The 20976-nt window shown below is 64.3% G+C and carries 18 protein-coding genes and 1 pseudogene; 13 read left to right on the top strand and 6 right to left on the bottom strand.

What is annotated here, in order from left to right; translation table 11 throughout:
* Window positions 1-98 precede the first annotated feature (98 nt).
* Window positions 99-377, top strand: a complete 279-nt coding sequence (locus ASE43_RS08910) for a hypothetical protein (RefSeq protein WP_157499792.1) — start codon at window positions 99-101, stop codon at window positions 375-377.
* Window positions 378-412: 35 nt separating this feature from the next.
* Here ASE43_RS08910 and ASE43_RS08905 read toward each other — a convergent pair whose 3' ends face one another.
* The 4 genes from ASE43_RS08905 to ald all read right to left on the bottom strand — a co-directional run bounded on the left by ASE43_RS08905 (window position 413) and on the right by ald (window position 4165).
* Complete coding sequence (locus ASE43_RS08905) at window positions 413-1309, bottom strand: hypothetical protein (RefSeq protein WP_057160213.1); 897 nt, start codon at window positions 1307-1309, stop codon at window positions 413-415.
* 32 nt (window positions 1310-1341) lie between these two features.
* Complete coding sequence (locus ASE43_RS08900) at window positions 1342-1857, bottom strand: lipocalin-like domain-containing protein (RefSeq protein ID WP_057160212.1); 516 nt, start codon at window positions 1855-1857, stop codon at window positions 1342-1344.
* A 164-nt stretch (window positions 1858-2021) separates the two neighbouring features.
* The gene (locus ASE43_RS08895; RefSeq protein WP_056178051.1) at window positions 2022-2534 is read right to left on the bottom strand and encodes a hypothetical protein; all 513 of its coding nucleotides are present in this window, start codon (window positions 2532-2534) and stop codon (window positions 2022-2024) included.
* Between the two features lie 512 nt (window positions 2535-3046).
* Window positions 3047-4165, bottom strand: a complete 1119-nt coding sequence (gene ald, locus ASE43_RS08890; RefSeq protein ID WP_057160211.1) for an alanine dehydrogenase — start codon at window positions 4163-4165, stop codon at window positions 3047-3049.
* A gap of 160 nt (window positions 4166-4325) precedes the next feature.
* On the opposite strand from ald, the gene ASE43_RS08885 reads away from it, so the two are divergent.
* A complete protein-coding gene (locus ASE43_RS08885; RefSeq protein WP_157489361.1) occupies window positions 4326-4784 on the top strand; it encodes an Lrp/AsnC family transcriptional regulator in 459 nt (152 codons plus the stop codon).
* 103 nt (window positions 4785-4887) lie between these two features.
* On the opposite strand, the gene ASE43_RS08880 is transcribed toward ASE43_RS08885, so the two are convergent.
* On the bottom strand, window positions 4888-6324 hold the full coding sequence (locus ASE43_RS08880) for a hypothetical protein (RefSeq protein ID WP_057160210.1): 1437 nt from the start codon (window positions 6322-6324) through the stop codon (window positions 4888-4890).
* A 430-nt stretch (window positions 6325-6754) separates the two neighbouring features.
* Between ASE43_RS08880 and ASE43_RS08875 the strand changes: the two genes are divergently transcribed.
* The 7 genes and pseudogenes from ASE43_RS08875 to ASE43_RS08845 all read left to right on the top strand — a co-directional run bounded on the left by ASE43_RS08875 (window position 6755) and on the right by ASE43_RS08845 (window position 13156).
* Window positions 6755-7414 (top strand): thermostable hemolysin, encoded by a 660-nt coding sequence (locus ASE43_RS08875; RefSeq protein ID WP_057160209.1) that lies wholly within the window; start codon window positions 6755-6757, stop codon window positions 7412-7414.
* Window positions 7411-8898 (top strand): AMP-binding protein, encoded by a 1488-nt coding sequence (locus ASE43_RS08870; protein ID WP_057160208.1) that lies wholly within the window; start codon window positions 7411-7413, stop codon window positions 8896-8898. Before ASE43_RS08875 ends, ASE43_RS08870 begins: the two co-directional genes overlap by 4 nt.
* Window positions 8895-9569, top strand: a complete 675-nt coding sequence (locus tag ASE43_RS08865; RefSeq protein WP_056178039.1) for an iron-containing redox enzyme family protein — start codon at window positions 8895-8897, stop codon at window positions 9567-9569. Before ASE43_RS08870 ends, ASE43_RS08865 begins: the two co-directional genes overlap by 4 nt.
* Window positions 9569-10420 (top strand): annotated as a pseudogene (locus tag ASE43_RS08860) (SDR family oxidoreductase); the annotation flags it as partial. The gene ASE43_RS08865 and the pseudogene ASE43_RS08860, both read left to right, overlap by 1 nt.
* Window positions 10389-11060 (top strand): hypothetical protein, encoded by a 672-nt coding sequence (locus ASE43_RS22560; RefSeq protein ID WP_057160207.1) that lies wholly within the window; start codon window positions 10389-10391, stop codon window positions 11058-11060. The pseudogene ASE43_RS08860 and the gene ASE43_RS22560, both read left to right, overlap by 32 nt.
* 21 nt (window positions 11061-11081) lie before the next feature.
* A complete protein-coding gene (locus ASE43_RS08850; RefSeq protein WP_056178035.1) occupies window positions 11082-11759 on the top strand; it encodes a response regulator transcription factor in 678 nt (225 codons plus the stop codon).
* A gap of 11 nt (window positions 11760-11770) precedes the next feature.
* Complete coding sequence (locus ASE43_RS08845) at window positions 11771-13156, top strand: ATP-binding protein (protein WP_057160206.1); 1386 nt, start codon at window positions 11771-11773, stop codon at window positions 13154-13156.
* A 179-nt stretch (window positions 13157-13335) separates the two neighbouring features.
* Here the strand turns inward: ASE43_RS08845 and ASE43_RS08840 are convergent, their stop codons facing one another.
* Window positions 13336-13890 (bottom strand): DUF2058 domain-containing protein, encoded by a 555-nt coding sequence (locus ASE43_RS08840; protein ID WP_057160205.1) that lies wholly within the window; start codon window positions 13888-13890, stop codon window positions 13336-13338.
* Between the two features lie 280 nt (window positions 13891-14170).
* On the opposite strand from ASE43_RS08840, the gene ASE43_RS08835 reads away from it, so the two are divergent.
* The 4 genes from ASE43_RS08835 to ASE43_RS21815 all read left to right on the top strand — a co-directional run bounded on the left by ASE43_RS08835 (window position 14171) and on the right by ASE43_RS21815 (window position 20927).
* Entirely contained in the window at window positions 14171-14521 is a 351-nt protein-coding gene (locus ASE43_RS08835) for a nucleotide pyrophosphohydrolase (RefSeq protein WP_057160638.1), read from the top strand.
* Window positions 14522-14546: 25 nt separating this feature from the next.
* Entirely contained in the window at window positions 14547-16421 is a 1875-nt protein-coding gene (locus ASE43_RS08830; protein ID WP_057160204.1) for a DUF2075 domain-containing protein, read from the top strand.
* 527 nt (window positions 16422-16948) lie between these two features.
* Window positions 16949-17947, top strand: coding sequence for an HNH endonuclease (locus ASE43_RS08825; protein WP_157499790.1), 999 nt, complete (start codon window positions 16949-16951; stop codon window positions 17945-17947).
* A gap of 25 nt (window positions 17948-17972) precedes the next feature.
* Window positions 17973-20927: a hypothetical protein gene (locus ASE43_RS21815; RefSeq protein WP_157499788.1), complete on the top strand. Its 2955-nt coding sequence runs from the start codon at window positions 17973-17975 to the stop codon at window positions 20925-20927.
* The last annotated feature ends 49 nt before the right edge of the window (window positions 20928-20976 follow it).

Genomic DNA, 20976 nt, shown 5'->3' with positions numbered 1-20976 from the left:
CCGGCGACGGCTATCGAAGTACCGTAACAACTACGTGGCGCGCCGCGGTACGGCGCGCCACGTTCCAGCCCGCAAGTCCAACACGCAAGGCGGCAAGCATGAGAATCGCAGTCATCGTGGCGCTGATGTTGTCGGCCAGCTGCAACCCTGGCGACAAGCAAGCGGCTACCGATCAGGAACCGTACGAGAGCGCGCTGATCGTCGGCAGCGCCCAATCCCCGGACCCCGTATTGGCGCGGGTGATGGAGCTGGAGAAGAGCGGCGTGGTGAAGGACGTGGTCGTCCAGGAATCCTTCCCGGTGCAGATCCGCCTGCGCGCGCCCAAGAAGGTGATCGAAGAACTCCAGCGGATGCCTCGAACCGGCGAATTGCGTTAGCCGGCCCAGGCCATAAGCCGGACCGGACGCTGGCGCTAGAACAGCGCGCGATACACCAACGACCTGACCTCCCTTAAAAGACCCTCTGACGCATCCTCTCGAACGTAGGTCATGTACTCGTCGAACATGTGGTCGTAGTGGAGGCAAATAGGCAGCAGATCGCCCCCGGTGTTCAACAGCTCCGCCTGCGCGTACTTGTCGGCCGGATCCAGCAGGCGCAGACCGCGCGAGCGATGCTCCTTGCCGTTGATCCGAAAGAAATCGTTCTTAAAGTCCTCCCACCTGTCGGCAGGAACGACCGCGCTCGATACGCCAGCCTTCCTGGCGGCCTTACAGATCAGGTGCGAATGAAGATTCGCCAGCTGAATGCATTGCTTGACGAAACCGCCAAGGGAAACGTGAGCCCTCGAGATCGCCTCCTCCTTGCCGAACGGCGGGTTCAAAGGCATCCGATATGAGTAGTACTCGCGCAGGAAGCGAAGATCCTCCACCAGCTCTTTCGAGTTCAAGCGGATGATCGGCGTATTGCCCTGCGAGTAACCCGCATAGAAGGCGTTAGCCATCTTCGAGTGGGTGATATCGGTGATCTTATCGACCGACTCGTGGGGATGCAGGTACATGACCGCCCACATGGCGTGCATGGAGGCGTAGTAGGCCATGTAGTAGCTGGCCGCCAGCGAGCCCTGCTCGCGGGTTTGATTGGCGACCAAGGCGAAGTAGGTGGCGCTGAAGCACAGCTTCAACGATTGCCTGACCCGAACGCACCAGATGACGGTGTCGTAATCGGTCCAGGTGGCCATGGCGGCGCCGTAAACCCGCATCCATCTTTCATGGTACTGGCCGCATTCGCTTTCCGAACGCAGGTTGATCTCGAGATGGACGAAATTCGATACGAAATCGAAGTACTTGGAGAATCCCTTTTCCTGCTGCACTTTCGCTCCCCGCCGGATCGATCGTAGCGAGTTTATCGGGCCGACTGAGGCACGCGCCTCAGCCGACGCAGGAAGTGCACGCCCTCGCTATCTCCTTCGATCGTGAGCACATCGCCCTCGACCCGGAACGGGCGCGGCTGGTCGCTGCCGGTGTAGCTGGGCATGAGGCTGCCCTCCACCCGATGCACGACGACGCCCTTCTTGGCGTCGACCTCGTAAGTCCCGAAGTAGGCCACGAAGCCATCGTAGGCGGCGCGCACTTCGGCATCGCTGCCCTTGGCGTCGTCGCCCGAGGCGAACGGCGGCGTGGCGGGCGTGCGCATGAGCTGCACGCTCAGATGGCCGGTGGGGTCGTAGACGATGTAGCCCTTGGGGTGCTCGCCATAGGGATGGACGACCTTGCCGGTCTTGATGTCGGTATCGGTGATGCGCTCGACGCGCCAGGTGCCGACCAGCGAGGCGGCCTTGTCGGCCGCGTGCGAAGGCAGGCTGACCGATAGCGCCAGCAGGGCGGCGCAAGCAGCGGGGAAAGCTCGGGCGATGTTCATGCGGTTATCGCGTGGCGGCGTCGGGGCCTACACCCTACCAGCGTCGCGCCGCCCGTTCCTGGAACGCTGTGAGCGACGGATCGGAACGAAGCGCCCGCGGTCGGCCGCGACGCCCGGATACGCTCCGGGCGCCGCGGCCGCATTGCGGATCGGAAGCCCGACCCTTACGGAATGGTGAACTCCGCCGTGCTGGTCGCGTTGTAGGTGTTCACGCCGTTGGTGGCGTTGTGGACGCAGACCACGGTGATCTTGCGGTAGGCGCCGTAGATCCAGTTCGACGGGAAATGCACGTCGACCAGGGCGCCATCGCTCTCTTCGTCGTACTCGGTCGTGTAACCGCCCAGGGCATCGTAGGCGTTGCAACGCACGCTGATGAAGTCCGCATCGACGCGGTTGTTGTTGACGTCGGCGAAGCGCGAGTAGCCGCGAATCTTGACCCGCTTGCCGCCCGCCGGGCCGCTCTCGTAGCCCTCGTTCTGGATCACGCCCTGCAGCACGTAGGTCGGACCCGCTCCGCCACCGCCGCTGCTGCCGCCGCCTTCGCCATCGCCGCCGCATTCGGTGCCGATGGGGCAGTTCTCCTCGAAGGACGGGGCCAAGGGCGCCGCTTTCGCCGCCGGCACCGCGCCGACCAAACCCGCCACCAGTACCGCTGCCATTGCCGTACGCACGATCATGAGTCACCTCCTGTGTGAATTCCTTGATTGCCATGTCGGGGACGAAGCAGGGCCCGCCGCTTGCGCAACGTCGCGATCGACCGGCACCTCTCCCCTATGCGTCGCGGCATCGCTCGCCCTCCTGGGCTCGCGAGCCGCCGCATTAACAAGAACGCGGTAGCCGCGCGGCCTCCCTACCCATTGGGCAGCGCTCGGGAATGCAATATCGGAGTGGATCGCTGTCGCGGGCGCGCGGTTGCACAGCCGGAGGCCTGCGCCGCGCATGCAGCCGAACGCAAGCGCGCCGCTTACGCGCAAGGCGTCGGCGCGTTTACGGGGAACGCAGGAAAGGCGTAGGAGCAGAGATCGAGAACGGCCGGGGACCGTCTCAGGCCACCGGAGCGCACCGCGGCTGGAGTGCGCCGCGATGCCGTCCCGCCAGGGCTCGCCCCTGGCAGCGAAGGACTAAGCGCCCTTCGCGAGACGGGGCGGCGTAACACCGCCGCCCCTTTCGCACATGCGACGTCCGCCGCTTACAGACCGATCGCGGTTTCCGCGCTCACGTAAGGCAGGCCGTGCGCCTCGGCGACCGGCTCGCAGGTCACGTGGCCTTCGGAGACGTTGAGGCCGTTGCGCAGGTGGACGTCGCGCACCAGCGCTTCCTTCCAGCCGTGGTTGGCCAACGCCAGGGTGAACGGCAGGGTCACGCTGTTGAGCGCGAAGGTCGAGGTGCGCGCGACCGCGCCGGGCATGTTGGCCACGCAGTAGTGGACGACGCCGTCGACCACGTAGGTCGGCGCGGCATGGGTGGTGGCGTGCGAGGTCTCGACGCAACCGCCCTGATCGATGGCGACGTCGACGATGACCGAACCCGGCTTCATGGTGCGGACCATGTCGTGCGTGACCAGCTTGGGCGCGGCGGCGCCCGGCACCAGCACGGTACCGATCAGCAGGTCGGCACGGCGCACCAACTCTTCGATGGCCGAACGGGTCGAGAACACGGTCGAGATCGAGGTGCCGAACTGGGTGGCCAGGCGCTTGAGCGCATCGGCGGAACGATCCACCACGGTGACCTGAGCGCCCATACCCACGGCGATGGTCGCCGCGTGGGTGCCGGACACGCCGCCGCCGAGGATCACGACCTCGGCCGCCGGCACGCCGGGCACGCCGCCCAGCAGCACGCCACGACCGCCCTGCGCCTTCTCCAGCGCATGCGCGCCGACCTGCGGCGCCAGGCGACCGGCGACTTCCGACATCGGGGTCAGCAGCGGCAGCGAGCCATTCGCGGCGGTCACGGTTTCGTACGCGATGCAGATCGCGCCCGAGGCGATCAGGTCCTTGGTCTGCGCCGCATCGGGCGCCAGGTGCAGATAGGTGAAGAGGATCTGGCCCGGGCGCAGCTTGGCGCGCTCCTCGGCCAGCGGCTCCTTCACCTTCACGATCATTTCGGCCTCGGCGAAGATCTGGTCGGCGCCGTCCACGATCACGGCGCCGGCGGCGACGTAGTCGGCATCGGACAGACCGGCGCCCAGACCGGCGCCCGCCTGCACCATCACCTGATGGCCGTGGTGCACCAGCTCTTGCACGGACGAGGGCACGAGACCTACGCGGTACTCGTGGTTCTTGATTTCCTTCGGGACACCAATGCGCATGGTCTGCTCTCGCCGTTGATCTGGCCCCGGCTCGTCCGGCGCCTTGTGGGGAGGCAGTATGGACGAGCAAACATGCACTTATTCGCCAATTTCGTTGCTCCCAGACCTGCAATGCCGCACTATTCGCCAGTATTCCGGCTATTCATCGAATAATATGCGAATGAAATTGGACTCCCGCGATCGCGCCATCCTGCGCCTGCTCCAGGAGGACGGCCGCCTGACCAATGCCGACGTGGCCCAGCAGATCAACCTGTCGCCCTCGGCCTGCCTGCGGCGGGTCAAATTGCTGGAGGAGCGCGGCCTGATCGCGCGCTACGTGATGCTGCTGGACGAGAAGGTGGTGGGCCTGCCCGGCACCGCCTTCGTACTGGTGTCGCTGGACCAACAGGGGCGCGCCTCGCTGGACGCGTTCGAGGCGGCGATCCAGCACCACCCCGAAGTCACCGAGTGCTGCCTGCTCGCCGGCACCGCCGACTACATGGTGCGCGTGGCCTATGCGGACTCCGCCGACTTCGAGCGCATCCACACCGAAATCCTGACCCAGCTCCCCGGCGTGGTGCGCGTGCAATCGACGCTGGCGCTGCGCACGGTCAAGAAGACCACCGCACTGCCGGTGTGAGACCGCGCGCTGCCGTCGACTCAGCGCGCGCTGCGCATCGCATCCTCAATCGAAACAATCGGTCGCCGGCACCCGCAGGCACCGACGACCGCACTGCAAACACTCAGCTCATCGCGATCGCCAGCGTCAGCACCGCCAAACGGTTGACGTAGGCCGACATCAGATCGGCCTTGTCGAAGCCCTGCGGAGTGAACGCGTCGCACTGGCCGACCGGGGATGCCGTGCCGAAGTTCGGATTCACCAGCGCGTTGGCCGCGGCGATGATCGTCGGCTTATACGCGCTCAGCAGCGCCGGCTCGGCCTGATAGGCCTGCAGCAGATAGCGCATATAGGCGCCCACGCCGGTCTGGTAATCGCCGTAGTCGCTGCCCGGCGGCGTCGCGTTGTACGGGTCCGCGGCGCCTACCTCCAGCCACGGCAAGGGGAAACTGCCGCTGACCGAGCCATAAGTGCGCGGCCGGAAGTAGTTGGCGAACGTGCCCTTGATCAGATCCGGATACAGGCCGCACACCGGCGGCGGCGAGGCTTTGTAGATCGCGTTCGCCTCGCGCAGGGCGCCGATCAGCAGGCCTTGGTCTCCGCTCCAGGTCATGTCCTTGTTGTAGGAGGAATCCCAGTAGATCTCGTTGTTCACCGCATGGAAACTGGACACGCGTTCGCGCACCAAGGACCCGCCCTGCGAGCCCTGCTGCCCGGTCAACAACAACGACTGCAGCGGGTCCGCCGTCTTCAGCATCCACAACTGCCACCAGGCAATCTGGTTTTCCCAAGCCTGATTGCAGGCCGCGAGATTGAAGCCCACACCGCTGAAGTACGGCGCGAAATCCGGCCGCTTCGCGGCCTGCGACAAGCGCAGGCTCAGCAGCGCATAGACCGCGTTGGTGACGGTGTTCTGGATCGGATTGAGGACGTCGCCGCCGCCGCTGTTGTACTCGGCCGACGGAATAGGATGCTCGGTGGCGGTGAACGGCGAGTTCCAGATGCCGCCGGGCGAATAGCGCGGACGCAGCTTGGCCTGCATGTCCGGCGTCACGCCCGGCCAAGTCTGGTTGATGTAGACCCAGCAATTGGGCGCGCCCGTGTTCTTGGTGTGAGTACTGGCGAAGCTCGCCCAACCCGGCGGATCGAGGTAGGGATAAATCCCCTGCGGACCCGACGCCGTCGACCAGCCCGCGCCGTACATGTAGCACCAGGAATTGATCGCGATCTTGAGGAAGTCGTAACGGTGCTGGGCCGCGAAGCCCAACTCGGCCGCCCGCAAGGCGGCGATGCCGATCCAACCGAAATCGTCCCACCAATTGCCTTTCTTGGTCGGATCCAACGCGGTCAACGCGTCATCGGCATAGTTCGTGCTGTCGGTGCCGCTGACCACGAAGTAGTCGAGCAGGCTGTCGAACGCGCAGGCGGTGCGCCAGACATTGCCGGCCGAATCCCATAACGGCAGGATCTGTTTGAACAGTGCGGTCGCTTCGGCCAGATAGGCCGCTTTGTCGGCGGGCACGCCTTGCTGCGTGGCCCCGCCATCCTGAGTGTCGTTCATGGCTTCATCCTTGAGCTGGGTGATAGGGAGCTGCGGTCTGTGCTGCTCGTGGTGCGTGGGCAGCATAGCCCCGCCCAGGGCCGCCACCCTGACGCCCCATCCGTTTTCCATGACGCGCGGCTACGTTCATCGGCCTGGGCGGCACGAAGGCGCGCCCCTCCCCCCGGCCCCAGCCTGTCGGAACCCCGGCCCGGGCTCGAGCGGATATCGATCCTAGCGATACGCCCCAAGTGGCGGGAACGAGGCCGCCAGCGTTGCGAATCGCTCCGATTCGCAATCAGGGGCGGCGCAACCGCAGAGGTGGTCGGCCCCATCGCGCAAGGGATCGCGCGCATGGCGGACGCGTTGAACGAGAAGCTAATGCGCGCCTTACATCTGCCTAACAATGTGCTAATGGTGACTTAATCGGGGAGCGGAATGATGCCGCTCCATGCGCACTCATCCCCACAAAAATACCGACCTCGATCTGCGGCCATCCGGCCTGGAGGTGGATTCCGACGATGCCGTCCGCCCCGAAGTTGAGTCCTTCATCGCTCAGGTGTACCAGTTGCGATACGGCGCGCGCCTACGCAATTTCCTGCCGCGACTGATCGCATTCCGGGACCAGACCAATGCACTGCACGCCGCGGTGGGATTGCGTGGCGGCGCCGACGGCCGACTGTTCGTCGAACAGTACCTCGACGAGCCCGCCGAGCGCGCCATCGGCGATTTCGTCGGGCGGCCGGTGAATCGCAACGAGCTGGTCGAGGTCGGAAACTTCGCGGCCGTGTCGGCAGGGCAAAGCCGCGAGGTCATCGTCGACCTGACGTCGCGCCTGCATCGCAGCGGCTATCGCTGGGTGCTGTTCGTGGCCACCCGGCAGTTGCGCAACGCCTTCGATCGCCTGCACCTGGCCACGGTGGAGATCGCCGACGCCTCGCCCGCGCGCGTGTCAGGCGATTCCAGCGACTGGGGCCGCTACTACGAGACCCAGCCCAAGCTGATGTTCGGCGATCTCGCAGCCGGGTACGCCTACCTGACGGAGGCCAAGCGGTCGACGGTGGCCGCCGACGCGCAGTCCGAGAAGACGCTCGCGGGTGCGCGGTCATGAGCATCGGGCGACTGATCGAAGAACGCGTCGGACCTGCGCTGCGCGTGACCTGGAACGACGGCGATCTCAGCGACGATGACTTGCGGGCACGGGTTTCCCGAGTGGCCGAACAGCTCGCGGCGCGGGCGTTGCGCTGCGTCGCCAGCCGCCTGGACAACGGCCCCGACTGGCTGATCCTGGATCTCGCGCTGCGCCGCCAGGGCATCGCCCATGTACCGGTGCCGACCTTCTTCAGCCCCGCGCAGATGGCCCATGCCCTGTCCGACAGCGGTGCCCAGGCCTTGGTGCTGTCCGACCAATCACCGCCCCCCGGCGACGCGGACATCGCCGTCTCGCAGGAACTGGCGCCGGGCCTGCGGCTATGGCCGCTGAGCGCGACCGCGGTGGCGCTGCCGAATGGCACCGCCTGCGTCACCTACACCTCGGGCACCACCGGCGCCCCGAAGGGCGTGTGCCTGGACGAAGCGGCCCTGTACCAAGTGGCGCAATCCCTCGCCCAGGCCGCACAACCCTTGGCGCCGCGCCGCCATCTGTGCCTGCTGCCGCTGTCGACCTTGCTGGAGAATGTCGCCGGCGTGTACGCCGCGCTGATCGCCGGCGCTGAAATCGCGGTGCCCCACCTCGCCGAGATCGGCTACACCGGCGCCGCCGGACTCGACGTGCCCACCCTGTTGGCATGTCTGCACCGCTACCGCCCCGAAAGCGCGATCGTCGTGCCGCAGTTGCTGCTGGCGCTGGTGATGGCGGCCGAACATGGCGCCGCCTTGCCGGACTCGCTGCGCTTTCTCGCCGTCGGCGGCGGGCGCGTCGGGCCCGCCCTGCTGGCGCGCGCGCAAGCCGTCGGCCTGCCGGTCTATGAGGGCTATGGCCTGACCGAATGCGGCTCGGTCGTCTGCCTCAATCGCCCGGGCGCCATCCGGCCCGGCAGCGTGGGCCAGCCCTTGCCGCATGCGCGCGTGACGGTCGTCGACGATGAACTGTGGGTCGAAGGCGTGCGCTGCCTGGGCTATCTGGGCGCCGACACACCCGCTCCCGGCGCGATCGCCACCGGCGATCTGGGACGAATCGACGAGGACGGCTACGTCTACATCACCGGCCGCCGCAAGAACGTCTTCATCACCGCCTTCGGCCGCAACGTCTCGCCCGAATGGATCGAGAGCGAACTGCTGCAACACCCGATGTTCGCTCAAGCCGTGGTGCATGGCGAGGCCCGCGAATTCAACGTCGCCGTGGTCTGGCCGCGGAACCCCGCGCTCACCGACGCGCAACTGCGCTCGGCGCTGGACCAGGTCAACGCGCAGCTGCCCGATTACGCGCAAGTGCGCGCCATCGTGCGCGCCGATGCGGCCTTCAGCGCCCTCGACGGCTTGATGACCAGCAACGGCCGGCCGCGACGCGACGCGATCTTCGCGCGTTACGCCGATGCGATCGAGCAGCGCTATCCGTCTTCCTCTCCCCCTATCGAGACAGGAGTACCCGCATGACGTTCCACGAGCGCCTCTTGGCGCAGACCCAGCGCGAGCGCGAAGCGCTGATCGCGATTCCCATCATCCAGACCGCCTTGGCCGGGAAAATCGAAAGGCAGGACTACATCGCGTTTCTGACCCAGGCCTTTCATCATGTGCGGCACACGGTGCCGCTGCTGATGGCGTGCGGCGGGCGGCTTCCGGCCCGCCTGGAATGGCTGCGCACCGCGATCGGCGAATACATCGAAGAAGAAATGGGCCACCACGAATGGGTGCTGGACGATCTGGCGGCCTGCGGCTGCGATCGGGCGGAGAAGGCGAACTCGGCCCCGTCGCAAGCCACCGAACTGATGGTGGCTTATGCCTACGACACCATCGCGCGCGGCAACCCGGTCGGATTTTTCGGCATGGTGCTGGTGCTGGAGGGCACCAGCGTGGCGCTGGCCACGCGCGCCGCCGAGACCATCGAGACCTCGCTCGGACTGCCGCGCAACGCGTTCACCTATTTGCGATCCCACGGCGATCTGGATGTCGAGCATACCGGCTTCTACGAGCAGCTGATGAACCGCCTGGAGGAGGAAGAAGACCGCCAGGCGGTGGTGCATGCCGCCCGACGCTTCTACAAGCTCTACGGCGACATCTTCCGCACGCTGCGCGAAGAGTCCGACGAACTGGCCGCCGCCGCATGATCGCGCTGCGCGACAAGACGGTGTTGCTGACCGGCGCCAGCGGCGGAATCGGCTCCGCGCTGTGCGACGCGCTGGTGGCGACGGGAGCCCGCGTGATCGCGGTCGGCCGCAACGAGCCGGCCCTGGCCGCCTTGGCGCAGCGCCACGAAGCGGGGCGCGTGACGCCGCTGGCCGCCGACTTGTCGAGCGCGGAGGGGCGCGCGCGCGTGATCGATCTCGCGCGCCGCCTGTCGCCATCGCCGTCCGTCGTCATCCTCGCCCACGCCCAGAGCGCCTTCGGCCTGTTCGAGGATCAATCGCCCGCACGGCTCGAACAGTTGTTCGACACCAACCTGGTGGCGCCGGCGCTACTGATCCACGACCTGCTTCCGATACTGAAGCAGCACGAACGCGCGACGGTGGCCGCGATCGGCTCCACCTTCGGCAGCCTGGCGTTTCCGGGGTTCTCCGCCTACAGCGCCAGCAAGTTCGGCCTGCGCGGGCTGATGGAAGGCCTGTCGCGCGAGTACGCCGACACCGGCTTGCGATTCCAATACCTCGCGCCTCGCGCGACGCGAACGGCCTTCAACTCGGAGGCGGTGAACAGCTTGAACCGGGCGATGAAAGTCGCCCAGGACGAGCCCGCCGCGGTCGCCGCGCAACTCGTCGCGGCGATCGAACAAGAACGACCGCGCATGCAGCTGGGCTGGCCGGAAAAGCTGTTCGCGCGCTTGAACGGCGCGTTCCCCAGCCTGATCGATCGAAACCTGAAAGCGCAGCTGCCCCTGATCCGGCGCCACGCGCGCCCCTGATCGCCGCCCCACTACCGAGGAACCAGCCATGTTCGATTTCCGCATCCGTCGCGCGTCCCTGCTGGCCGGCCTGCTGCTCGGCGTCGCCGCCCTGCCGTGCCTGGCCGCGCAGGCCGTTCTGCCCGCGCAAGTCGCGGCCGTGCAAGACCGCTGGGCGCAGATCAACTACAACACGCCCAAGAAGCAGCGCGAATCCGGGTTCGAGGCCTTGGCCAAGCAGGCCGCCACCGTTCGCGCCGCGCAGCCCGGCAACGCATCGGCGTTGATTTGGGAAGGCATCGTCCTGTCCAGCTTCGCCGGCGAGCGCGGCGGCCTGGGCGCCTTGAGCCTGGTGAAACAGGCCAAAAAGGACTTCGAACAAGCCCTGGCCATCGACCCCAAGGCATTGGACGGCGCGGCCTACACCAGCTTGGGCGCGTTGTACTACCAGGTTCCCGGCTGGCCGATCGGCTTCGGCGACGATGCCAAGGCGCGCGAACTGCTGAAGGCCGGTCTTCAGGTGGACCCCGACGGCATCGACGCCAACTATTTCTATGGCGACTATCTGCAGGATCAGGGCGATTGGAAAGCCGCCGCCGCGTCGCTAGAGAAGGCCCTGGCCGCGCCGGCCCGCCCTGGCCGCGAACTGGCCGACCAGGGCCGTCGCAAGGACATCCAGGCCTTGCTCACCAAGGTCCGTTCGCACCTTGCCAGCCGCTGATCCAGCGAAGACACTGCCCGCATGCGCATCCTGCTCGTCGAAGACGATTTGTCGCTAGGCGAAGGCATCCGAACGGCATTGCGCCGGGCCACCTACTCGGTGGACTGGCTGCAGGACGGCGTGAGCGCGCTGGCCGCGATCAAGGACGGCGGCATCGACTTGGTCGTGCTGGACCTGGGCCTGCCGCACATGGACGGCCTGGAAGTGATCCGCCAGGCCCGGCGCACGGGAGACGGCCTGCCCATTCTCGTTCTGAGCGCACGCGAACGCGCCAGCGACCGCGCGCTCGGGCTGGACACCGGTGCCGACGACTACCTGGGCAAACCTTTCGACACCAATGAGTTGTTAGCGAGGGTGCGGGCCCTGATTCGCCGCACGCAGGGGCGCGCCGATCCGATAGTGCGATTGGGCAACCTGGTGCTCGATCCGGCGACGCTGCTGGTGACGTGGAGGGGCAAACGCTTCGATCTGCCGCGTCGGGAGTTCGCCTTGCTGCACCTTTTGATGGAGAACAAGGGTCGGCCCATCAGCCGCGAGTCCGCGCAGCAGCGCTTGTATGGCTGGGATGAGGATGTCGCCAGCAATGCGGTGGACGTGCACGTGCACGCCCTGCGCAAGAAGCTTCACCCCGAGCTGATCCGAACGCTGAGGGGCGTGGGCTACGCTATCGACGACAAGATCGCCCACGCCGACGGATAGAGCGAACACTCATGGGATCCATCCGCAACAGACTATTGGGATCCCTGCTGGGAGGGACCACGGCCGTGCTGCTGGTGGCCGCGTTCTTCAGCTATCGCGCCGGCCTGCAGGAGGCCGGCGAGATGTTCGACGCCAAGCTCGCGCATTCCGCGCGGGTGCTGATGAGCCTCGTGGACGAGCCGCTGGCCGACCTGGCCGAGCACCCCGGAAACCCGATCGAAGTGAAGGTGTGGCACGGCAACGCCAGCGGCGTCGGCGACGCCCTGGCGTTCGCCACGGGTCATGCGTACGAGACCAAGCTGGCGTTCCAGGTGCGCGACGCCACCGGCCAGATACTGCTGCTTTCCGATAGCGGCCCCCGCACCGGCCTCGCGCCGCTGGTGCCCGGCTACGGCAACGCGGTATTCGACGGCGAGCAGTGGCGGACCTTCACTCTGAAGACGCCGGCGGGGCGTTGGTATCAATCGGCCGAGCAATCCGCGATCCGCAGCGAGCTGGCCGAGGACATCGCCTTCGGCACCATGCTGCCGCTGTTGCTGGCCTTGCCCGTGCTTGCGCTACTGGTGTGGCTGGCGGTGAGCTGGGTCACGCGCACCATCCAGGACGTGTCGGACGCGGTCGCCCTGAAGGATCCCAGACAGCTCGAGCCCATCGTTCTGGCGAAAGTGCCGACCGAAGTGCATGGCATCGTGCAGGCAATCAACGGATTGCTGTCGCGACTGAACGATGCGCTGCTGCGCGAACGTCGCTTCACCGCCGATGTCGCGCACGAGCTTCGAACGCCCCTGGCGGCTTTGAAGGTTCACGCATTCAACGTCCGCCACGCGCCCACGCAGGACGAGAGAGCCCAGTCGCAGGTCTATCTCGACGACAGCATCGAGCGTATGGAGCGGCTGGTCAGCCAAATGCTGATGCTCAGCCGACTCGAATCGCGCGAGCGCAAGCCGCAGATGGACAGAATCGACCTGTCGGTCGTGGCCAACCGGCACTTCCGCGACTACAGCGCCCTGGCCGCGGCCCAAGGCAAGACCCTGACCATGTCGGCGGCGTCGGTGAGCATATTCGGAGAAGAGCTCGCGATAGACGCCCTGATGCGCAACCTGCTCGACAACGCATTGCGCTACAGCCCCGCACCCGGGGCGATAGCCCTGCGGGTATCCCGCGACGGCGACTCGGCGGTGCTGGTGGTCGAGGATTCGGGGCCGGGGATCGCGGAAGACGCCCGCGCCAGAGTGTTCGAGCGCTTCTACCGCGAACTGGGCACCGGCGTGGAGGGCAGCGGCCTGGGCCTGTCCATCGTCGCCGAAGCCGTGTCCCTGCATCGCGCGCAGATCGCGATGGACCGCTCGCCCGAGCTGGGCGGCTTGCGCGTCACGGTAACCTTCGCCGCCGTTTGATCTATACGGCGGGTCGCTTTCGAAAAGCGCCAGCGTCCGCACTGCTCGACGTGGCGCCGGTCCGTGCGCAGGTAGAGCTGCCGAAGATGGAGCCGGAATGGACTTTCGCCACTACCGCCAGCGAAAGCCTCCAAAGACGAACTCCGACGCCGGGCTTTAATACCGGATTCCAGCGCCAGTCACCAAACCAGATCGTCGGGCACCTTGAACTGCGCGTAGTACGCATCGTCTTCGGCCGTCGTCGCGGTAGCACCGGCGTCGGAGGCCAGCCCATGATCCAGCACGATCATGCTGGCGTCGCGCTCGCGGACCTTATCCCCCGCCGAGCGGGGCAACAGTTCGTAGCGTTCGCCCAGGCAGGCGATCACGAGCTCGCCAGAGGACAACTTCTTGCGCAGATCCTCGTTGACCAGCAAGGTGCGAATGACCCCGCCCGCGGTGAAGCGGTACTCGCTCTCGCCCGAGCGCGGCACCTTCCTGTCCTCGATGATCTGCCGCGCCTGCGCGCGCAGTTCGGCGACCCGCGCCTGTGCCTTTCGCTCCGCGGCCAGCGCGCGATCCCGCTCGGCCTTCTCGGCCCGCGCCCGCTCCGCCTCCAACTGGGCCTCGCTGGGCCCGGACGGCCCCTTGGCATGCCGCGCCTTGTTCTGCTCGCGCGCCACCTCGGCCACCTTGGACTTTTTGACCAAGCCTGCCTTGAGCAGCTGTTCCTGAAGGGGATTCGCCTTTGCCATGCTGCGGGTTCTTACTGGGGTTTCTGGGCATCATACCCCCACCCCGCCGCTCTTCCCCTGGGATGGTGGAGGCGTTGAAGCGGGGACCTGCGATTGCCTTACAAGGGGATCTGATATGGGAGCAGGCTGCTCTTCATGACATCCGGCCAGCGCGTCTCGTGAAGTGCACTCTGACCCCATTCCTGGCCCGGAGGTTAGCGTCAACCGACCTCCAGCGGGGTGTCGACTCCCCAGCCTTCCGGTGAGCTAGCATTGCTCTGACGTCGCACGGATGAGCAACATGGAACGCAGTATCGAGGCCCTGCAGGAGGCCATGCGGGAGTTCGCCCTGGCCCGGGAATGGGACCAGTTCCACACCCCGAAGAATCTTGCCACCGCCTTGTCGGTGGAAGCCGCGGAACTGCTCGAACATTTCCAATGGCTCACCGACGCTCAAAGCCAGGCCCTGGACGAGTCCAAGCGAGCGGCCGTCGCCGAGGAGATCGCCGACGTCCTGCTGTACCTGATCCGCTTCGCGGACAAGCTCGGCATAGATCCGATCGAGGCAGCCTGGAAGAAGCTGGAGGTCAATGCGTCCAAGTACCCGGTCGATCTGGCCAGGGGCAATAGCAAGAAGTACACCGAACTATGAGCGACGGCCACAAGGAGGGCGGCCTTTGATCGTCTACCAGTCGACGAAGTCGAAGTTTCTCGATGACCACGACAACCTCGATATCGAAGAGGTCATCGCGCATGGATACCTGCAGCGGACCGGTCGCTATGCGCCAGACGCCGAAATGCGCTCGTGGAAGGCCTCCCTATCCGAGATGGCGAAGGTCCTACGGGACCGGGACATCGCCGAGGACGTCGGCGTCGGCATCGAATTCGGCATACCGCAATCGGCGAAACGGATCGACTTCATCCTGTCGGGCCAGGCGGAATCCGGATCGCCTAATCTGATTATCGTCGAACTCAAGCAATGGTCGCAGGCCGCACTCACCGATAAAGACGGCATCATCCTGGCGCGCCGAGGCGGCTCCGCCCCACCGACCGAAGGCACTCACCCCAGCTATCAGGCCTGGTCATATGCCACCTTGCTGGAAGGTTTCAATGAGGCGGTCTACGACCACGGCGTCGCCCTCAGCCCCTGCGCGTACCTGCATAACTACGTACGCGACGACATTATCGACAATGCCAGGTACGACGCTTACACGCAGAAGGCGCCCCTGTTCCTGAAGGGCGAAGAGGAGCGCCGCCGCCTCCGCGAGTTCATCAAAAAGCATGTCCGGCGCGGCGACAATGGCGAACTCATCTACCAGATCGAGAACGGCCGTATTCGGCCGTCCAAAGCATTGGTGGACAGCCTTTCCGGCATGCTGAAAGGCAACCGTGAGTTCGTGCTTATCGACGACCAAAAGGTCGCCTTCGAAACGGCCGTGTCGGCCGGAAAGCGCGCTTCCGAAGACCGGAAGCAGGTGGTCATCGTTCAGGGTGGGCCGGGCACCGGAAAATCCGTCATCGCCATCAACCTGCTCAACCACCTTTCAAAGCTTGGCCTGGTCTGCCAGTACGTATCAAAGAACGCGGCGCCCCGAGCCGTGTTCAAGGCCAAGCTTACCGGCAGCTTCAAGACCAACGCGATCGACAACCTCTTCAAGGGATCGGGTGCATTCACCACGACTGAGCCCAACGCGTTCGATGCCCTGATCGTCGACGAAGCGCATCGTTTGAACGAGAAGTCGGGCCTGTACGGAAATCTCGGCGAGAACCAGATCAAGGAGATCATTCAAAGCGCCAAGTGCGCGATCTTCTTTGTCGATGACGACCAACTGGTCACGCTGAGCGACATTGGGCACTCCCGAGAGCTGGAGCGCTGGGCGTCGCAACTGGGCGCCGAAGTGACCCGCCTGCAACTCGCCTCCCAGTTCCGATGCAACGGGTCGGACGGCTATATCGCCTGGCTCAACAACATGCTGGGCATCGGCGAGGTCGCGGATGAGCTGGTCAGCGACTTCGATTTCGACTTCCGTGTAGTCGACTCCCCGAACGAGCTACACCGCCTAATCGAGGATAAGAATGCCGCGAACAATCGCTCGCGCGTGGTCGCCGGCTATTGCTGGGACTGGGTAAGCAAGAAGCATCCGGAGCGGAACGACATCGTCATTCCGGAACATGGCTACGCTCGCAAATGGAACCTCAGCCAAGACAGCAGCCTGTGGATCGTCGCCCCGAACTCGATCAATGAAGTTGGGTGCATTCACACCTGCCAGGGGCTGGAACTCGACTATGTGGGCGTCATCATCGGGCCTGACTTAGTAGCGCGATCCGGCCAGATGACCGTCAACCCGGAAGCTCGCTCCAGCAACGATCGCTCTATTCGAGGCTGGCGCAGTGCAATGCGCAGAGACCCGGACGCGACGCGCGAACGCCTAGATCAAGTCATTCGAAACACCTACAAGACGCTAATGACGCGCGGCATGAGGGGTTGTTACGTCTATTGTGCCGACCCTGAAACTCAGAGCCACTTCAAGCGCCGACTAGAGCAACCATAGCCGCAGGACAATCTGACCACTTGAGATCGAGATCGACTCGATTTCAATGAACTCCGACAAACGCGCGAGCCTCAGAAAATGCACTCTGACCCCTGTTTCCTTGCCGTCCCCGCCTCCCTTCTCCTGAGATGGTGGAGGCGTTGAAGCGGGAATACGCGGGCCAGGAATGGGCTCAGGTTGACTTCACGAGTCGCCGTTAGCGCACCCGACTCCAAGACAGGGGCAGTGTGCGCATTTTGCCGCCACCCCAGTTGGGATGCGACCCAAAAGTGCACTCTGACCCGGCTTTCCGATGGAAGGCAACCGCCTACGTGGCATCTTCATGAGATAAATGTGGACGCGTGGGTTAGGGCCTGGGCGGCGGCCTATCTTGGGCGGGAGCAGGTGCTTCGCCGATTGCGCCGCGGCCACGTCTCGGCCCTGAAACTGAAGTCTGCGCCGCGGGACCAAAGGCGTTCGCCCGACTGAGTAGTGTCGAGACCCTCATCTCGGTAGACGCCGAGGGAAAGGCGCACTCAAGTCCTGAGTTGGGTAAGTTTTCGTTTACCCTTGGCCCGGTCCACCTCGAATCCCATGAAGAATACGTGATGCGCTATTGGTGGGTGAATCACAAACAGACCATCAAGCAGGAGATTGGCGGGGGCTACCTGTGGTCACCGCAAACGGAAGCGGGTGAAAAGCGCAGTCAGTTCTACGAGAACATGCGACGCGCAGCGCCTGGCGACAAAATCGTCTCCTACGCCAACGGGCTGATCAGGTATGTCGGAGTAGTCCAAGATTTCGCCCGAGTCGCACCAAGGCCGCCCGAGTTCCACGAACTGGGCAGGCAATGGAGCGAGATTGGATGGCTCCTGCCGGTGGAGTGGATGCCGCTGGAGGAACCAGTTCGTCCGAAGGATCACATCGGACAACTCAGACCTTTGCTGCCCGACAAGTATTCTCCGATCCATTCCGTCACGGGGAATGGCAATCAAAAGGCGTACCTGGCTGAGATCGGTCCGCAGACGTTCTACCTGCTTGTTCCTTCGACGCCAATGGCCTTCGCTCCGAATCCCACTCAGGGCCAAGATGCGCTTGTTCAGGTCGACGATGCTTTGCAAAGAGTTATTTCGACGGATCAGAGTCTGGATGCGACGACCAAGAGGCAGCTGATCCTCGCGCGACATGGCCAAGGCCAGTTCCGATCGCGCGTGATGTCCCGTTACAAGTCGTGTTGGCTGACTGGCGTCCAGTCACCGGGGCTGTTGGTCGCGAGCCACATCAAGCCTTGGCGTGCATGCACTGATTCGGGCGAGCGATTGGACGGGGCCAATGGCTTACTCTTGGCCCCTCATGCAGACCGTTTGTTCGATCGCGGGCTTCTCACGTTCGAGGACGAGGGGCGCGCCAGCGTCTCGCCGGAGCTACCGCCTGGAGAACTCGACCGCCTCGGCTTGGCTGTGGCCTGTTCCATGTCTCGCGAGCATTTTTCTGAAGCAACGTGCGAGTACCTCGCCTTCCACCGGAAGAACGTATTCCTTTCATAAGTGAACATTCGAGTTGGGAGGGGGCGTGGCGGAATCCGGTATCGACTGGAAGATGTGGGGCGTCGAGCAGTGGAACGAACGCCTCTTGGAGCATTTCTTCTCGAATCGCGGGGATGACCCTCCGGTCGCCGTATTGCTCGTCACTTCGGATGAACTCGCGAGAGTGACCGGCGACCCCTCGGCCACCTCTGACGAAGCGCGCTCGTCATTCGTCGACGCGGTCAAGCGAACAGTGCGATCAAAAGGGCTGCTTGAGGATGCATCCAACTATCAGGGTTGGCCGACCCAGCCGCCACTTTCCCGACCCAAGTTCGTCGCACATCTGGTGTTGACCTGCCTGGCCGCCTCGGAATCCTCAGAGGAACTGGCCGATGAGAACTCCTTCATTGCGAGGCTGCGCAATCTCGTTGAGGGTCCCGCCAACTCCCTCTCCATATTGCCGACGTTGTGGGTCAATCTCCGAAACTGGCTCGCTCTGCACGACGTTTCCTATCGACGCCTGGTGCTGCCGGAACCAGGTGGACTGACTCGTATCGGCTACTCCATCAAGCTGACGTTTCCCGACCGGCGAGACCAGCAACGCTTGTCGCAACTGCTCGATGAAGCCGGTCTGGCCGGCATGGTGCCGCCCGTGGGACGCGTCGTGTCCGTGGTGGCGTCGGAACGCACGCGATTTGGGGCGGCGTTCCAGCTCGCTTTCGACGAGTTTAGACGCCTGTTCGAGTCCGGACGTAGCTCGGAGTCAAGACAGCTCTCGGTCCACAGGTTTTGGGCTGCCGTCGTGGACGCCTCGCTGCGCGGTCGAGGACACGAGCATGCAGGCGCACATGCTCATTACGCGATTTTGGCCGAGGAAGCGGATGACGGCCTGAGCCTCTTCGCGGCCAGTGACCTATCTGCCCCACAGCCGGGCGTGGTGGCCGTCACGCTGCTCGCTCGTTGCGGACGGTGGCAGTTCGGGCTTGTGCCTGAGGGCGAGTCTCTCGAAGCCGGTGGGCTGCACGCTATCGTGAGTGCCATTCTTGCTGGACGAGTGCGATTGCCCCGCGTATCCGCCTTGGTGGATCAAGGAATATTGCCCTTTGCGTTAGGCTCTCATGGCGTGCTCGAACTCGTGGAGCGGGATCAGCTCGAATCGGCGGTCGTAGCACTCGTCCACAAGGAAAAGGTCGCGGATCTACTCAAACTCTACCCAGATGGCGTGCTCGGGTCCTCGGCATACGAGGGATGGATGCAGCTCAGCGATCCGAAACTTCGAGCTGCGCCCACGTCCGTCTTTCTGGGTACGTGCTTGGACCAAACGTGGATCCTGCACGAATCATTATCTTTGCCGACGATTGGGTTCCGAGGAGGGGTGCGAACGGAAGAGGGATGGCTCGGAATCGCAGAAGTGCTGCCAGTGATTGTCGCCGAGGAGTCATCCTGCGTATGGCTTGAGGCTGGGGAGGGAAGAGTCGACCTACAACGCGACGCAGCGGGCTTGTGGCGGCTGCCTGTTCGAGACTGGGACGGCCAATTCGTGCTCAATGCATCGTGGAACGATTCGGAATCGAAGCGCACCGTTCGGTTCAATTCTACGACTGCGAGTGAGTCGTTCAAGGCTCCTCGGGAGCCAGCCGCATGGATCGTCGAGGGAACCTGCAACACGTCCAGTCTCAATTCGACTTTAGCTGAGGAGCATGCCTCGACTGAGAACAATGCTGAGGTAGGGCTGGAGGATCCAATCCTGCTCGGTGCTGGCGTGGGGGAGTTCGTAAGTGACTCCGCTCTAGCGGCATGGGCTGTGACTGGGTTTGGCGGGAAGTTCATCGGCCGACGGGGTGACGTGCGCGGTGACGACGCTCTGCCGTCGTATCAGGTGGACACTGCTAATGCCCGTCGCCGCTGGCGAAGACTGCTATTGAAGTGTGCTCCGGACCCGTCCGATCCGGAGTTCGCTGTCGCTAGGCGTCGAGTGCAAGGCATGGTCGGGTCCGGGTCGCCTCTCCCGAGCCGGAGCATCACGCAAGTCGTACCTGAACTGGCGCCGCGCAGGTTCGAGGTGCCCAAGTCATCGGTCGATCGACTCGCGAGGGTACTCGCGGGAAGGGCCGCCGCCCGCGCGGGACTTCCTTGGCGAGAGTGGAAGGAGCTCGTGCTAGCAATCCTCAGGATCGATGCGAAGCATCTTGGCCACGTCACCAGGGCTTGGATGGAAGGCGGTTTCATCGACGTTGCGTCGTCCGCCCGATGGCGTACTCGCGCGACATTCCCACGCACTCCCAGTGTCCTCGCGTATCGCACGGGAGGAATAGTCAACGCAGTCGTGTCGGGATTGACGCTTCCCGTTACGCAGGACGCTATTCGGGACACGGCTTCTCGACTGGAGTTGCTCGTGCTGGACCGTGGTTCAGTCTCGGCACTGGTTCCGTCAGTCTTGCAACTCCACGGACACGATGAAGACGCGCTCAATTCTCTGGCCCAGCAGTTCAGAATGCCAATTGCATGGTTGTCCGCAGCGGCGATAGCTCGATTCAATTGCGCGCGGGTGCCGGATGCGCCGCCGCCAACTCACTACGAGCATGCCGGCGTGTGGCGTAACTGGTCACTCCAAGGCGCTTCGAACCCGGACATTCTGGTCGAGCACTTCGCACGCGCCGATCGGCCCGACTATTGGCTCGCAACCTATGAAGGTGATTCGTTTTGGTCATACGAGCTGAACCCAATTCGGGCATGGGCTGCACACATTCTCGGGGAGCCGCTCGTATCTGCGCCCGGGTCAGACGATCTGGTCGCGCATCATGGTTACCTGCCTTTGCCAATGGCTCGTTTCGTGAACGTTCTTGGTTTGGGTTTGGCAGGCCCATTGGGCACCGGGGAGTATCGTTATCCAGTTGGCGCGCAACTTAGAGAGCGGGTGCTTTCTGCAATCTTGAGATTGAGGGAGCCGACGGTAACCATCCAATCAGCGGCTAGGGAGAGGACATGTACGATCCGATAGGAGGCTTCCTCAGGATTCGAGAGCTGTACATCACGTATTTGGAAACCGC

It is taken from the genome of Lysobacter sp. Root983, assembly GCF_001429345.1.
Lineage (GTDB): Bacteria > Pseudomonadota > Gammaproteobacteria > Xanthomonadales > Xanthomonadaceae > Lysobacter.
This window is presented reverse-complemented; position numbering and strand designations above follow the sequence as displayed.